The 13849-nt window shown below is 61.1% G+C and carries 15 protein-coding genes; 11 read left to right on the top strand and 4 right to left on the bottom strand.

What is annotated here, in order from left to right; translation table 11 throughout:
* The first annotated feature begins 42 nt into the window (after positions 1 to 42).
* Positions 43 to 1449 (top strand): nitrogenase cofactor biosynthesis protein NifB, encoded by a 1407-nt coding sequence (gene nifB / locus NWP14_RS04395; protein ID WP_375214842.1) that lies wholly within the window; start codon positions 43 to 45, stop codon positions 1447 to 1449.
* Positions 1449 to 1952 carry a nitrogen fixation protein NifQ gene (locus NWP14_RS04390; RefSeq protein WP_375214841.1) on the top strand — a complete coding sequence of 168 codons (504 nt, stop codon included), beginning with the start codon at positions 1449 to 1451 and terminating at the stop codon, positions 1950 to 1952. Before nifB ends, NWP14_RS04390 begins: the two co-directional genes overlap by 1 nt.
* An 87-nt stretch (positions 1953 to 2039) precedes the next feature.
* Here the strand turns inward: NWP14_RS04390 and NWP14_RS04385 are convergent, their stop codons facing one another.
* A complete protein-coding gene (locus NWP14_RS04385) occupies positions 2040 to 3374 on the bottom strand; it encodes a PLP-dependent aminotransferase family protein (protein WP_375214840.1) in 1335 nt (444 codons plus the stop codon).
* Positions 3375 to 3478: 104 nt separating this feature from the next.
* On the opposite strand from NWP14_RS04385, the gene NWP14_RS04380 reads away from it, so the two are divergent.
* Both NWP14_RS04380 and NWP14_RS04375 read left to right on the top strand, forming a co-directional pair.
* Entirely contained in the window at positions 3479 to 4369 is an 891-nt protein-coding gene (locus NWP14_RS04380; RefSeq protein WP_375214839.1) for a DMT family transporter, read from the top strand.
* 50 nt (positions 4370 to 4419) lie between these two features.
* Positions 4420 to 5313: a dihydrodipicolinate synthase family protein gene (locus NWP14_RS04375; RefSeq protein ID WP_375214838.1), complete on the top strand. Its 894-nt coding sequence runs from the start codon at positions 4420 to 4422 to the stop codon at positions 5311 to 5313.
* A 15-nt stretch (positions 5314 to 5328) separates the two neighbouring features.
* On the opposite strand, the gene NWP14_RS04370 is transcribed toward NWP14_RS04375, so the two are convergent.
* Positions 5329 to 6555 carry an MFS transporter gene (locus NWP14_RS04370; protein WP_375214837.1) on the bottom strand — a complete coding sequence of 409 codons (1227 nt, stop codon included), beginning with the start codon at positions 6553 to 6555 and terminating at the stop codon, positions 5329 to 5331.
* Positions 6556 to 6624: 69 nt separating this feature from the next.
* On the opposite strand from NWP14_RS04370, the gene NWP14_RS04365 reads away from it, so the two are divergent.
* Positions 6625 to 7074, top strand: a complete 450-nt coding sequence (locus NWP14_RS04365; RefSeq protein WP_375214836.1) for a helix-turn-helix domain-containing protein — start codon at positions 6625 to 6627, stop codon at positions 7072 to 7074.
* 35 nt (positions 7075 to 7109) lie between these two features.
* Here the strand turns inward: NWP14_RS04365 and NWP14_RS04360 are convergent, their stop codons facing one another.
* Positions 7110 to 8309, bottom strand: a complete 1200-nt coding sequence (locus NWP14_RS04360; RefSeq protein ID WP_375214835.1) for an MFS transporter — start codon at positions 8307 to 8309, stop codon at positions 7110 to 7112.
* A 109-nt stretch (positions 8310 to 8418) separates the two neighbouring features.
* On the opposite strand from NWP14_RS04360, the gene NWP14_RS04355 reads away from it, so the two are divergent.
* Both NWP14_RS04355 and NWP14_RS04350 read left to right on the top strand, forming a co-directional pair.
* Positions 8419 to 9375, top strand: a complete 957-nt coding sequence (locus NWP14_RS04355; protein ID WP_375214834.1) for an AraC family transcriptional regulator — start codon at positions 8419 to 8421, stop codon at positions 9373 to 9375.
* Positions 9376 to 9497: 122 nt separating this feature from the next.
* Positions 9498 to 9923, top strand: coding sequence for a hypothetical protein (locus NWP14_RS04350; RefSeq protein WP_375214833.1), 426 nt, complete (start codon positions 9498 to 9500; stop codon positions 9921 to 9923).
* A 6-nt stretch (positions 9924 to 9929) separates the two neighbouring features.
* On the opposite strand, the gene NWP14_RS04345 is transcribed toward NWP14_RS04350, so the two are convergent.
* Complete coding sequence (locus NWP14_RS04345) at positions 9930 to 10217, bottom strand: VF530 family DNA-binding protein (protein ID WP_095103584.1); 288 nt, start codon at positions 10215 to 10217, stop codon at positions 9930 to 9932.
* 289 nt (positions 10218 to 10506) lie between these two features.
* Between NWP14_RS04345 and NWP14_RS04340 the strand changes: the two genes are divergently transcribed.
* From NWP14_RS04340 to NWP14_RS04325, 4 genes are read left to right on the top strand one after another with little or no spacing between them, the layout of a single operon-like run.
* Positions 10507 to 11535, top strand: coding sequence for an isopenicillin N synthase family dioxygenase (locus NWP14_RS04340; protein WP_375214832.1), 1029 nt, complete (start codon positions 10507 to 10509; stop codon positions 11533 to 11535).
* A 23-nt stretch (positions 11536 to 11558) separates the two neighbouring features.
* Positions 11559 to 12365 carry a MetQ/NlpA family ABC transporter substrate-binding protein gene (locus tag NWP14_RS04335; RefSeq protein WP_375214831.1) on the top strand — a complete coding sequence of 269 codons (807 nt, stop codon included), beginning with the start codon at positions 11559 to 11561 and terminating at the stop codon, positions 12363 to 12365.
* The gene (locus NWP14_RS04330) at positions 12362 to 13153 is read left to right on the top strand and encodes a methionine ABC transporter ATP-binding protein (RefSeq protein ID WP_375214830.1); all 792 of its coding nucleotides are present in this window, start codon (positions 12362 to 12364) and stop codon (positions 13151 to 13153) included. Before NWP14_RS04335 ends, NWP14_RS04330 begins: the two co-directional genes overlap by 4 nt.
* On the top strand, positions 13150 to 13809 hold the full coding sequence (locus NWP14_RS04325; protein WP_166646187.1) for a methionine ABC transporter permease: 660 nt from the start codon (positions 13150 to 13152) through the stop codon (positions 13807 to 13809). Before NWP14_RS04330 ends, NWP14_RS04325 begins: the two co-directional genes overlap by 4 nt.
* Positions 13810 to 13849: the final 40 nt, after the last annotated feature.

Genomic DNA, 13849 nt, shown 5'->3' with positions numbered 1-13849 from the left:
ATTTGCAGCAGGAAGGTATCGCCCAACCATGAAGGTACGACCATGACTTCCTGCTCCTCTTCCCCTGCCGGTAAAGCCTGTCACGCTGCGGACAACGGCGCGTTAACGCCTTTTGTTGCCGATAAGGTCGCCGCGCACCCCTGCTATTCCCGCAGCGGGCACCACCGTTTTGCGCGGATGCATCTGCCGGTCGCGCCCGCCTGCAATTTGCAGTGCAACTACTGTAATCGCAAGTTCGACTGCAGCAACGAATCCCGCCCCGGCGTATCGTCGACGCTGCTGACGCCCGAGCAAGCGGTGCTCAAAGTACGCCAGGTCGCCCAGGCTATCCCGCAGCTTTCAGTGGTCGGGATCGCCGGTCCAGGCGACCCGCTCGCCAACCTCACCCGCACCTTCCGCACCCTCGAACTGATACGTGAACAGCTGCCGGATTTGAAGCTCTGCCTGTCGACGAACGGCCTGATGCTGCCCGACGCGGTGGATCGCCTGCTGGACGTCGGCGTTGACCACGTCACGGTCACCATTAATACGCTGGATGCGGATGTCGCCGCGCAAATTTATGCCTGGCTATGGCTGGACGGCGAGCGCTACAGCGGGCGCGAAGCCGGAGAGATCCTCATCGCCCGCCAGCTGGAGGGCGTCAGCAGGCTAACCGCCAAAGGGGTGCTGGTGAAGATAAATTCGGTGCTGATCCCGGGGATTAACGCCAGCGGCATGGCCGACGTCAGCCGTCGGCTGCAGGCCAGCGGCGCTTTTATTCATAATATTATGCCGCTGATCGCCAGACCGGAGCACGGCACGGTATTCGGCCTTAACGGCCAGCCGGAGCCGGATGCCGAAATGCTCGCCGCCACCCGCAGACGCTGCGGCGAAGTGATGCCGCAGATGACCCACTGCCATCAGTGCCGCGCCGACGCTATCGGTATGCTGGGGGAAGATCGCAGCCAGCAGTTTACCGAACTGCCGTCCGCGGCGAGCCTCCCGGCCTGGCTGCCCATTCTCCATCAGCGCGCCCAGCTTCATGCCAGCATCGCCACCCGCGGAGAGTCCGAGGCCGACGACGCCTGCCTGGTTGCCGTTGCGTCAGGCCGCGGCGACATCATTGACAGCCACTTTGGCCACGCCGACCGTTTCTATATTTACAGCCTGTCGGCCGCCGGCATGGTGCTGGTCAATGAGCGGTTTACGCCGAAATATTGCCGCGGAAGCGACGACTGCGAACCGCAGGATAACGACGCCAGGTTCGCCGCGATCCTTGCGCTGCTGGCGGACGTTAAAGCCGTATTCTGCGTGCGTATCGGCCATACGCCGTGGCAAAAGCTGGAGCAGGCGGGAATTGAGCCCTGCGTCGAGGGCGCATGGCGACCGGTTTCCGAGGTGCTCCCCGACTGGTGGCGGCAGCGCCGAGGCAGCTGGCCCGCCGCGCTGGCGCATCAGGGGGTTGCCTGATGCTGCCGCGCGCCTGGTTAAACCGCCTGTGGCTGCTGTATCACGCGGGGAAAGGCAGCTTTCCCCTGCGGATGGGGCTCAGCCAGAGCGACTGGCAGGCATTAGGCCAGCGTCTGGCTCAGGTCGAAACGCCGCTGGACGGCGAGACGCTAACCCGCCGCCGCCTGATGGCGGAGCTGAACGCCATCCGCGAAGAGGAGCGCAGGCAGCTCGGCATGTGGCTGGCGGACTGGATGCGGCAGGAGGCCGAACCTATGGCGCAGATCGTCGCCGAGGTTTCTCTGGCCTATAACCATCTCTGGGAGGATCTTGGCCTTGAGTCGCGGGCCGAGCTGCGCCAGCTGATGAGCGACTGCTTTCCGCAGCTGGTGGTGATGAACGAACACAATATGCGCTGGAAAAAGTTCTTCTATCGCCAGCGCTGCCTGCTTCAGCAGGGCGAAGTCACCTGCCGCTCACCGAGCTGCGACGAGTGCCGGGAACGCAGCGTTTGTTTTGAGTAGCCGGCTGGATGGCCCGTTTATGCCGGCGTCGCCGGCGGCTTGATGCATGCGGCCTGCATACGCAGCGCCTGATGGTCGCGATATCCGCTAGCGGTACCGTTCGGCTTCCACCGCCTCACGGACCTGAACAAGCGCGCGCCGCAAATTATCCAGCGTGACCGACCCCAGCGCCAGCCTGATGGCCTGAGGGACGCTTTGCGCGGTACTGAAAGGCTCCGCCGTAGAAACGGAAATATTCTTGTCCATCAGCGCCTTGACCACCCGATCCGCCCTCGCCTCGTCCGGCAGCGGAAGCCAGGCGAAATAGGATTCCGGATGGCTAACGCAGGGGAGATCCCCTAGCGCCTCTCGTAACAGAACCTGCCGCTGGCGCGCATCGCGCCTTTTCAGCATTTCAAAGCGGCTGACGGTGCCATCCTGGATCCAGCCGCAGACCAGGGCCGTCATCACGGAGGGGGTATTCCAGGTCGTGGCGCGCACCGCCCTTTCCAGCGCGGGACGATACGCTTCAGGGCAGATAACCGCCCCGACCCGCAGGCCGGTCGCCACGTTTTTTGAAAATCCGCTGATATAAACGGTGCGCTCTGGCGCATAGCTCGCCATCGGCGGCGGCGGCCGACGCGCCAGGTAGGCATAGGCGCCGTCTTCGACGATCAGCAGATCGTGAGCCCGGGCAATCTCTGCCAGCGCTTTGCGCTGGGCGCGGCTAAGTACCCAGCCCAGCGGATTGTGCAACGTCGGCATAACGTATACTGCCCGGACGCGCCTTTTTTGACAGAGCTGCCTGAGGGCCGCTAAATCCGGGCCATCGGCCAGGGATGGAATGGCGATAAGCTCAAGATGGTAGAGCTCGGCCAGCGCTTTGAATCCCGAATAGGTCAGCGCATCCACGGCCACAACGTCTCCCGGTCTCAGCAGCCCCATGACCGTAACGGTCAGCCCATGCTGGGTGCCGTTGACGATCAGCAGATTGTCCGCCGTTGGCCGAAATCCGTTCCTGGAAAAATGCCCGGCCATAATCTCGCGCTCGTTGAGCCTGCCGGCATGGGGCTGATAGCGCAGATGCGACTCGATATCGCCGGCCGTCGATAGCCGCCGCAGCGCGTCCCGCAGCCGCTCTCCCTGCCCGGGCAACGCCGGATAGTTAAAGTTCAGGTCGATAACGTCCGTCGCCACCGTTTGCTGATCGACGCCATGACCGGGGGGCAGCGACGTCTCTCTGACGAAGGTGCCGCGCCCGGTTTCGCCGCTGACCAGCCCCATCGCCTCCAGCTCGCTATAGACCCGCGTTGCCGTCGCCAAAGAAATATGCTCCTGCGAGGAGAGCCTGCGGTGCGTCGGCAGGCGGGTTCCCGGTGACATCTCGCCGTTTCGAATCCACTCCGCGAATTTATCAACAATGCCTTTGTAGCGGGCTTTCATCAAATGTATCCATGACAATAATTTGATTGTATCGGATTAGCGAGGCTACCATCCGCTGACCAAATGCTCAAGTCCGCAAACGTTAAGCAACAGATGAGGTTACAGTGGAGAATTCAGCGGTACACAAAGCCGATCCCGGCGCAATTTCTGGCTGGCTCAACGGCCTGCTGGGCGTCATTATTTTCAGCGGTTCTTTACCCGCCACCCGCGTGGCGGTGCTTGAGATGCCCCCCTTCTTCCTGACGTTTCTGCGCGCCTCCATCGCCGGAATCGTGGCCTGCATGCTGATTTGCTGTTTACGCCAACGGCGCCCTCACGCCTCGCAAATCGTCCCGCTGATGGTCGTAGCGCTGGGCGTTGTCGTTGGTTTCCCTCTGCTGACCGCCCTGGCGCTTCAGCATGTCACCTCCGCGCACTCGATCGTCTTTCTCGGCCTTCTGCCGCTCACCACGGCCATTTTCGGCGTCCTGCGCGGCGGTGAACGCCCGAAAACGGCCTTCTGGATCTTCTCGGTCATCGGCAGCCTGCTGGTTGTGGGCTTCGCGCTCTCGCAAAACGCCTCGGCGTCGCCGACCGGCGATCTGCTGATGCTCGGCGCGGTCATTGTCTGCGGCCTGGGCTACGCCGAGGGCGCAAAGCTCACCCGGGCGATCGGAGGCTGGCAGGTTATCAGCTGGGCGTTGATTATCTCCCTGCCGCTGATGCTGATCGCATCCTTTATCACCATGCCCGCGACCTTCAGCGGCATTGGGCCGTCGGCCTGGGCGGCGCTGGGGTACGTTTCGCTTTTCAGTATGCTGATCGGCTTTATTTTTTGGTACCAAGGGCTCGCTATCGGCGGGATTGCCGCCGTCGGCCAGCTTCAGCTGCTGCAGCCATTTTTTGGTCTTGCGCTGTCGGCTATCCTGCTGCATGAAACGGTCAGTCCGATGATGGTTTTCGTCACGTTGGGCGTTATCCTGTGCGTTATCGGATCGAGAAAATTTGCCAGATAAAACGCAATCGCCGTTGCGTATTGCCACCATTTTCTTATGAGGAATCAACGATGTTTACAGGCCTGAGCGCATTCCCTCTCACCCCGCTGGCCGGCGCAGAGATCGACGAAAAGTCGTTTGTTTCACTGCTTGAGAACCTTGTCGATGCCGGCGTGGATTCGATAGGCGCGCTGGGGTCTACCGGCAGTTACGCCTACCTGACGCGGGAGCAGCGGCTGAGGGTCACAACGCTGGCGGTCAGCGCCGCGTCGGGTATCCCGGTGATGACCAGCATTAGCAGCATCAGCGCAGACGAAGTTATGAGGCTGGCGGAGGATGCGCAAACAGCCGGCGTCCGCGGCGTGCTGCTGGCGCCGCTGTCGTATCAGAAACTGAGCGCCGACGAGGCGTATCGCCTATACGAGCGCGTCACCGCCGGGCTATCGGTTCCGCTGTGCATCTATGACAATCCGGCAACAACCGGATTTGTCTTTTCCGACGAGCTGTTAGTCGCCCTGTCGAATCTTAACCACGTCCGGTCGATAAAACTCGGCGACCTTCCGGCGGACTGGAGCGCGGCCTGCCGACGCATCGCCGCCCTGAAGGGCCGGATCGCCGAACGGGTCACTCTCGGCATCAGCGGCGACGCCCGCTCCGCGGCCGGCCTGATTGCCGGCTGCGACGTCTGGTATTCCGTCCTTGCAGGGCTGTTTCCCCGCTACTCCCGGAGCCTGACCCAGGCGGCCTCAGGCGGAGAGAGTGGCGAGGCGCAGCGGCTTAGCGCGGCCCTTGAGCCGCTGTGGGCGTTCTATCGTCGCCACGGGAGCCTGCGGGTAATTGCGACCGTGGCCGAGATCCTTGGAGCCGCGCCGGCGCCGTGCCTGCCGTTCCCCCTCCGGACGCTTGGCGGTCAGGAAAGGCGCGATCTGCAGGAGATCCTCGGCCAGCTGCCGTTCCTGGATTGACCCGCAGCGGGAGCGTCACTCATTCAGGCGCCTGGCGAGCACGATGGCGATCGCCCCGGCCATCATTACGCCAGCAAGCAGGAAGGTGTACCGCATGGCGCCGGCGATAGCCGACGCCGATGCATGGACGAAGTCTTCCGTGCCGGCGCCAAACGCAAAAACGCTCCCCATCGCGGCGGCCCCCGCGATCAGCCCCATATTACGCGCAAGGCTGAGTAATCCGGATACCGTGCCCTGCTGGCCCGGCATCACGTCGAGCAGCGCGGCGGTATTGTTGGCGGCCTGAAAGAGCTGGTAGCCGGGGGTCAGAACCATAACGGACAGCACGTAGCCGATAATGCCGATCTGGTTCGGCAGGTATGCCAGCATAAAGGCCCCTGCCGCTAACAGGATCAGTCCCATATTAAGCGTGCGGCGGGTGCCCCAGCCATCAACCAACCGGCCGGAAGGCACGCCGCAAAAGATAGAGATCACGGGGCCGATCGCCATCACGAAGCCCACTGCCGCGGTCTTCAGGCCAAGCGCGATGCTCAGATAAAACGGCCCAACCACCAGGGTGGTCATCATCACCGCCGCCACCAGAAGATTCACCAGCAGCCAGGGCGCCAGACGCCTGGCCAGCGCCGACCGCTGGCCGACCTGAACCTCGGAACGACTGCGTAAATCGGCGGGTAAGACGATAAAAATCAGCAACAGCGCCAGGCAGGCGATCGGCAGCTGAGCCCAGAAAATGCCGCGCCATCCCGCCCAGGCTATCAGCAGCCCGCCGAAGGAGGGGCCGAGCGCCGTTCCCAGCGCCGAAGTGGTACCCAGCAGCCCCATCGCCCGTCCGATTCGCTCCTTCCCGGCGGCCTGCCTCATAAGGGCCATACTCAGCGTCATCAGGAAAGCGGCGCCCGCTCCCTGTAACGCCCGCGCGGCGGTCAAAAACCACAGGCTGGCGGCCAGGGCGCAGAGCAACGACGCCACGATAAACAGGCCGAGGCCGACCATCAGCATCGTCTTCAGCCCCCATTTATCGCCCAGACGACCGGCAACAAGCACCGAGATCGTCAGCGCCGCCAGATAGACGGTCACCACGGCCTGGACCTGCGAGAAAGGCGCGGAAAAGGCCGCCGCCAGAGTGGGCAACGCAATGTTGGCGATGCTGGTGCCCAGCGAGGCCAGCAGCATGCATAGCGCGAGCGCAGCCGTTACTGCCGCCGGTTTATTTGTCGGGATCGGTATTTCTGCTTGCGCCACTGTTTTGCCCTCTTGCCGGAAATTCGGTTCGGGAGCATGCTACGACTTCAAGTCGAATTGAGGTCAAGCATGAAATTTCTGGATATCGGCGAAGTTTCGGCACAGAGCGGGATCAAACCCTCGGTGCCGCGCTACTACGAAGAGATCGGGCTGATTTCTTCTATTTCGCGGCACGGGCTGCGCAGGCAGTTTCCGCATGACGTGCTTTTGCACCTTAAACTCATCACCATGGGCAAAGCGGCGGGTTTTTCGCTCGATGAGATCGCGAGCATGTTCGGCAAACAGGGAACGCCCGAGCTGCCGCGCGGGGAGCTGCACCAGAAAGCCGAGCGCATTGACCGCCAGATTCAGCAGCTAACCGCCCTGCGCGATACGCTTCGCCACGTTGCCGACTGCCCGGCGCCTTCGCATATGGAGTGCCCTACCTTCAGGCGTCTTGTTGAGCTGGCGGGGAAAAGCGGCGCCAGGGCTGCCAGGAAAAAAGATCCGACCGGCCGATCGCTGAAGCGTGCCGGCTGACGGCGAAACGAAAAAAGCGCCCGCAGGCGCTTGCTTTACTCTCCGTTCGGCACCGGTTTTACCCGTACGCCGACCAGGACAATGATCATCGCGCTGAGCAGCAGCACCCCGCTGCCGGTAAAGACCCCGCTGGCGCCGGTGATGTCGAACACCGCCCCGCCGCCGGCTGCCCCGGCGCTGATGGCCAGCTGTATGGAGGCAACCAGCAGCCCGCCGGCGCTTTCGGCCTCATCCGGCACCGTGGTGGCAAGCCAGGTTGACCAGCCCACCGGCACCAGGCCAAAGGCGAAGCCCCACATGGCTACCATCAGACCATCAAGCAGCATCAGATGTCCGAATGTCACCATCATCAGCGCCAGAATGCTCATCGCAAACGGCACCAGCGCCAGCGTCAGGCGCAGGCTGCGGGCCAGTAAATGCCCGGCAATAGAGGTCCCGACAAAGTTCGCCAACCCAAAGCCTAGCAGGATCAGTGAAACCCCTTCCACGCTCGCCTGGGCGACGGTTTCCAGAAACGGCCGCAGGTAGGTAAAGAACGCGAAATGGCCGCTGAAGATCAAAATGGTTGCCAGCATGCCGCCCAGCATCCCGGGCCGGCGCAGCACCTTAAATAGCGTCGCAAAGCTGCCTGCGCTTTCCGGGCGCATTGAGGGCAGAACCCACAGCTGCCAGAACAGAGCCGCCAGGCTCGGCAGCGCGCAGATGATAAATACGTTGCGCCAGCCGATCAGGCCGCCTAAATAGCTGCCCAGCGGCGCGGCCACGACGGTCGCTATCGATACGGCGGAGAAAATGATGGCCAGCGCTTTTGGCACATACGCGGCGGGAACCAGACGCATTGCGGTAGCGGTGGACATCGACCAGAACCCGCCGATCGCAACCCCCAGCAGCAGACGGCCGAGGAGTAAAAACTCAAGCGAAGGCGCAAATGCGACCATCATGCTGGAGATAATTTGCAGCAGCGAAAAAAACATCAGCACCCAGCGGCGGTCGATATTTCTGGTCGCCGGGGTGATTAGCAGCCCGGTAACCAGCGCCACCAGAGCCGTGGCGGTCACCGCCTGCCCCGCCATTCCTTCACTCACGCCCAGGCTTGCCGCCATCGGCGTTAACAGACTGGCGGGAAGAAACTCTGCAACAATCAGGCCGAAAACGCCCAGCGCCAGCGCATAAACGGCCCGCCATGCGGGTTTTGCGTTTAGCTGGCTCTCATCGGCTACAATGCAGGAACTCATATACATCTCTCCAGAACAGTTAACAATCCGACACAGCTTAGAAACTTCTCTTCGGACGATCTATGATGCATACTCTGCCATTATTGATAATTCGTCCGGGATTCGCGTTATGACTCATCAGGCCCTCGATCTCACCAGTGAACTGCTGCGCGGCATGCGCCTTTCAGGCGTCAACTACCGGCGCATTGAATCCGGCCGGCCGTTCGGGGTGGAGTTCAGCTATGTGCCGGGCAAGGCGCAGTTTCATTTTGTCAGCCGCGGCCCGGTTCTGCTGCGCATGGCCAGCGGGCAGCAGCTCAGGCTGGAGAGCGGCGATGCGCTGTTTATTCCCAACGGCGACGGCCACGTGCTGATGTCCGACGCCGGGGCGCAGATCGTCAACGTCCGGCAGCTGCCCACCGAGCCGGTGTGCAGTACGGTGTGCTGCATCAAAAACGAGGGTCCGCAGCCGGAGCAGGACAACGCCATTATTTTCAGCGGCTGTATGGACTTTGAGCTCGGCGGCATGCAGCCGCTGGTAAAAGCGATGCCGGAGGTGATGATGGTGAGCAGCCTGCTGAACACCCGGCCTGAGATCCAGCCTCTTCTGGCGGCAATGGAGAGAGAAACCCTCACCCGCCAGGCGGGCTATGCGGGTATCCTGGCGCGGCTGGCGGACGTGGTGGCGGCGCTGATCGTTCGCGGCTGGGTGGAGTGCGGCTGCGGCAATGCCACCGGCTGGGTGCAGGTGCTGCGCGACCCGAAGCTGGCGCGGGCTATCTACGTGATGCATCAGCAGCCGGGGGTTAACTGGAAGGTTGAGGATTTGGCCCGTGAGGCCGGCACCTCGCGTTCGGTGTTTGCCGAACGCTTTCTGGCGGCGACCGGCACGACGCCCGCGCGCTACCTGACCGAATTACGCATGCGTCTGGCCGTTCAGTACATTTCCCATGAAGGCCAGGCTCTGGAAAAGGTGGCCTTTAAGCTGGGCTACAGCTCCCATGCCGCATTTAGCCGCGCTTTCAAGCGTATTACCGGCCAGGCGCCAGGCGCCCTGCGCGCTATTTCGCCCGGGGAAGAGATATAGGCAGAATATCCGCCTCCCGTTTTTTGGCAGTGCGGATGAATTATATTTGCTCAATTCGCCGGTTAATATCACTATGGGGCATGCGCTATTGCGTCCCGGCTAAGCAGGATAATTAACAGGAAGTGAGCAGAAAAAACAGCCACCGCCGATCGCGGAAAACGGGAAGCCGCAGGCCGCGGCAGCGCGCGGTCCGCATCGTGCATCCGGCGGTGCTTTTTATTAAGCGTCCGGATTTTATCGGTAAGCTGGCGTGCGGCATTTTCCTTTTCGGCCTGCTTATTTACGACCTCTATGATGAGGTCGGCTGGCCGCTTATTGCGCTCGGCTGGCTCTCTATTTTGCTGTTCCCCTTTGCGAAACGCGGGGCCGATGACACGCTTCTTCACCTGACGTCGGAGCGCACATTTGAAACGATTAACGGCGGGGGAATGGGCCGATTTGGCGCGCTGTATCTCTTCGCATTAGTGCCGCTGACGTTGCCTTTAGCCGCCGGCTATTTTATTTATCACACCGTGAAGTGGCGGCAGATGCGCAGGCAGGCGCCTTAACCGTCGCTAGCGCGGTTCCTTCTTACTTTGCCAGTTTGCCCACGGGCCGTCGGTGGGCATATCCTCCCGTTCATCGGCAATATCTTCCAGGCTATCAATATAGAGTTCTTCCACTTCCTTGCGCGCCCAGGGCGTCCGGCGTAAAAACTTGAGGCTGGATTTGACGCTGGGATCGCTCTTAAAGCAGTTAATATTGATGCGCTTTGCCAGCTCCGCCCAGCCATATTTCGCCACCAGAGCGTTGAGTAACGCCTCAAGAGTTACGCCGTGCAGGGGATCTTTTGAAGGCTGCATAATGTCCTGTCCTGAAATACCTGAGAAATTGCGCACACCATACTGACTCCTTCGGCCCCGCGCAACTCGCAAGGCGGGCGGCGAGCGCTAGCGCCCTTATCTACTATTCGCAAAAGCACTGAACCCCCGACGGTCATAAATTAGAAAAGAAGGTTATTGGTTGATTATTTTCGCTTAGGGCAAGCTGTGTTTGACCACCTGACTGAGGAAATGATTATGCGCTGTTGTTGTCCCCGAACCCTGAATCTGGATACACGAAAATATATGCACACCGCCTTCGGAGAACACAATGAACGCAACCACGCTGCCGATTCTCGATCTTGCTCGCTACGCGGACCCCGCTGAAAAGTCCGCTTTTCTCGCCGACCTGCGCCACGCCGCGCGCGATATCGGCTTCTTTTATCTGATCAATCATGGAGTGGATGACGAACTGCAGCGCAGCGTGCAGCAGCTCTCCCGCCGCTTCTTCGCGCTGGCCGATGAGCAAAAGCAGCCGGTCGCCATGATCCACTCTCCGCATTTTCGCGGCTATAACCGCGCCGCGTCTGAGCTCACCCGTGGGCAGCCGGACTGGCGCGAACAGTTCGATATTGGCGCCGAGCGCCCCGCTCTGACGCTGAGTGACGATGCGCCGCGCTGGCAGCGCCTGCAGGGGCCTAACCTGTGGCCGGAAGCATTACCTGACCTGAAACCGACGCTGCTGAGCTGGCAAAGCGCGATGACGCAGGTCGGTATTACCGTGCTGCGCGCGTTTGCCGAAGCCTTGAATTTGCCCAATGACGCCTTTGATACCCTGTACGGTAATCAGCCCAATGAGCATATCAAACTGATCCGCTACCCCGGCCAGCAGGAGACGCAGAGCACCCAGGGCGTTGGCGCCCACAAAGACTCGGGGTTCCTCAGCTTTTTACTCCAGGATGAGCAAAAAGGGCTGCAGGTTGAGGTTTCCCCCGGCCGCTGGATCGATGCGACCCCGCTGGCCGGCAGCTTTGTCGTCAATATCGGCGAACTTCTTGAGCTGGCGACCAATGGCTATCTGCGCGCTACGGTGCATCGCGTCGTGTCGCCGCCGGCGAACCAGCAGCGCCTCTCTATCGCCTTCTTCCTCGGCGCGCAGCTGGACGCCGTGGTTCCGGTCTACACCCTGCCGCCTGAACTGGCGCAGGAGGCGCTCGGGCCGGATAGCGATCCGCAGAATCCGCTGCTGCGGGAGGTGGGCTGGAACTACCTGAAGGGGCGCCTGCGCTCGCATCCGGACGTTGCCGAACGCTACTACCAGGATGTGTTTCGCGAACGCGCCGAACAACTGATCGTTTAAACATAACAATAAAGGAAAACACCATGAAAAATGCCGCTTTTAAACTGGCAGGGGTAGCACTGTCTCTTTCTCTGGCATGGACGTCGGCGCAGGCCGCCGCGCTGCGCGTCGCCGCTGACCCGGTTCCGCATGCGGAGATATTGAATTACATCAAGAAAATCGATCCGAGCCTCGATCTGAAGATCGTGGAGCTGACCAGCGGCGTTAACGCTAACGAGCTGCTGGCTAACGGCGACGTGGATGCCAACTATTTCCAGCACGTTCCCTACCTGAAAGACCAGGAGAAAGCGCTGGGTAAAACCTTTACCGTCGCGGCAACGGTACATATTGAACCGCTGGGTATTTATTCGCGTAAACATAAAGATTTCAAATCCCTGCCGGAGAATGCCACCGTCGCGGTGCCGAACAACACCACCAACCTGAGCCGGGCGCTGTTCCTGCTGCAGAGCCAGGGGCTGATCAAGCTGGCGGCGAAATTTACCGACCCGGCCACCACTCTGGCAACGCCAAAGGATATTGTGGAGAATCCTAAGCATCTCAAAATTCTTGAGATTGAATCGCCGCAAATCCCCCGCTCGCTCGACGACGTCGACCTGGCGGTGATTAACGGCAACTATGCGCTGGAAGCGGGGCTGACGCCGGCAAAAGATGCGCTGGGCCTGGAAAGCGCAGAGCATAACCCCTACGCCAATATCCTCGTCACCAACCCCTCTTTGGCTAACGATCCGCGGATCAAGCAGCTGGCGAAGGATCTGACTTCGCCGCAGGTGGCGGAATTTATCCGCAAACAGTATAACGGCTCCGTGATACCGGTCACGCCGCAGTCATGATTGAGGTGCTGGGGCTGAGTAAAACTTATGCCGGAACGGGCCGACCGGCGCTAAACGATGTCTCGCTGCACGTTCCTAAGGGCGCCGTGTACGGCATCCTCGGGCGCAGCGGCGCGGGCAAAAGTACGCTGATACGCTGTCTGAATCTGCTGGAGCGGCCCACTACGGGCCGCATTATTGTGAACGGGCATGATATTACGCAAATGGACAAATCGTCCCTGCGCGCCTATCGCCTGCGAACCGGCATGATCTTCCAGCATTTTAATCTGCTCCATGCGCGCAGCGTCGCCGACAACATTGCGGTGCCGCTGGAAATCGCCGGCATGGCGAAGGCCGACCGCCGGGCCCGGGTGGAGGAACTGCTCGATTTGGTGGGGCTCAGCGATAAGGCCGAGGCCTTTCCCTCCCAGCTTTCGGGCGGGCAAAAGCAGCGCGTAGGGATCGCCCGGGCGCTGGCCGCGAGGCCGGACGTGCTGCTGTGCGACGAAGCAACCAGCGCGCTGGACCCGGAAACCACCGCCTCGGTGCTGGCGCTGCTGGCGGATATCAATCAGCGCCTGCATCTGACCATCGTGCTTATCACCCACGAACTTGAAGTGGTTAAAACCCTGTGCGATCACGCCGCGCTGCTGGAAAAAGGAGAAATTATTGAAAGCGGTAAAATTGCCGATCTGCTGGTGGCGCCGTGGTCAAAACTGCGTCAGTCGCTGCTGCACGATCCGCAAACGGAGCGTGATTTTCTGGCGCGTCACGGCTTTCACGGGAGGCCTTTATGCGGAGTAGCATGAGCTGGGAAGACCTCTGGCCGCTGCTGGTGGGCGGCACGTTGGATACCCTTTATATGGTCGGGCTGGCGGCATTTTTTACCGTTCTGCTCGGGCTACCGACCGGGATTATCCTGTTTATCTCGCGCAAAAACGGCCTGCTGCCGATGCCAAAACTCAACGCGCTGCTGGGGGCGGCGATCAATTTCGGCCGTTCGCTGCCGTTTATTGTGCTGCTGATTGCGCTGATCCCGTTTACCCGACTGATTATCGGCACCACCCTGGGAAGCACCGCCGCGGTGGTTCCGGTGACTATCGGCGCCTTTCCCTTCTTCGCCCGGCTGACGGAAAACGCGCTGGACGAGGTGGACTACGGGCGGATTGAGGCGATTTTATCGATGGGCGGCAACATCTGGCACGTGATTTTTAAATCCCTGCTGCCGGAAGCGCTGCCGACCCTGCTGGCCGGAGTAACGCTGACGATCGTTATGCTGATTGGCTTTTCGTCGATGGCCGGAGTGATTGGCGGCGGCGGACTGGGCGACCTGGCGATCCGCTACGGCTATCAGCGCTTTAATAACGAGGTGATGGTAGGCACGGTATTGATCCTGGTGGCGATGGTCCAGGGCGTACAGATGACCGGAGACCGTCTGGTTCGCCGCCTGGCGCACCGCCGTTAGACTCAGCAAGGGCGATGATCCCCCATCGCCCTTTTTCCCC

The organism is Klebsiella sp. C349492, from assembly GCF_042055345.1.
GTDB lineage: Bacteria > Pseudomonadota > Gammaproteobacteria > Enterobacterales > Enterobacteriaceae > Klebsiella > Klebsiella scottii.
This window is presented reverse-complemented; position numbering and strand designations above follow the sequence as displayed.

What these genes read in the sequence shown, in the direction of transcription:
- nifB (WP_375214842.1), top strand. Translation starts at nt 43, where the DNA reads ATGACTTCCTGCTCCTCTTCCCCTGCCGGTAAAGCCTGTCACGCTGCG.
- NWP14_RS04390 (WP_375214841.1), top strand. Translation starts at nt 1,449, where the DNA reads ATGCTGCCGCGCGCCTGGTTAAACCGCCTGTGGCTGCTGTATCACGCG.
- NWP14_RS04385 (WP_375214840.1), bottom strand. Translation starts at nt 3,374, where the DNA reads ATGAAAGCCCGCTACAAAGGCATTGTTGATAAATTCGCGGAGTGGATT.
- NWP14_RS04375 (WP_375214838.1), top strand. Translation starts at nt 4,420, where the DNA reads ATGTTTACAGGCCTGAGCGCATTCCCTCTCACCCCGCTGGCCGGCGCA.
- NWP14_RS04365 (WP_375214836.1), top strand. Translation starts at nt 6,625, where the DNA reads ATGAAATTTCTGGATATCGGCGAAGTTTCGGCACAGAGCGGGATCAAA.
- NWP14_RS04360 (WP_375214835.1), bottom strand. Translation starts at nt 8,309, where the DNA reads ATGAGTTCCTGCATTGTAGCCGATGAGAGCCAGCTAAACGCAAAACCC.
- NWP14_RS04355 (WP_375214834.1), top strand. Translation starts at nt 8,419, where the DNA reads ATGACTCATCAGGCCCTCGATCTCACCAGTGAACTGCTGCGCGGCATG.
- NWP14_RS04345 (WP_095103584.1), bottom strand. Translation starts at nt 10,217, where the DNA reads ATGCAGCCTTCAAAAGATCCCCTGCACGGCGTAACTCTTGAGGCGTTA.
- NWP14_RS04340 (WP_375214832.1), top strand. Translation starts at nt 10,507, where the DNA reads ATGAACGCAACCACGCTGCCGATTCTCGATCTTGCTCGCTACGCGGAC.
- NWP14_RS04335 (WP_375214831.1), top strand. Translation starts at nt 11,559, where the DNA reads ATGAAAAATGCCGCTTTTAAACTGGCAGGGGTAGCACTGTCTCTTTCT.
- NWP14_RS04330 (WP_375214830.1), top strand. Translation starts at nt 12,362, where the DNA reads ATGATTGAGGTGCTGGGGCTGAGTAAAACTTATGCCGGAACGGGCCGA.
- NWP14_RS04325 (WP_166646187.1), top strand. Translation starts at nt 13,150, where the DNA reads ATGAGCTGGGAAGACCTCTGGCCGCTGCTGGTGGGCGGCACGTTGGAT.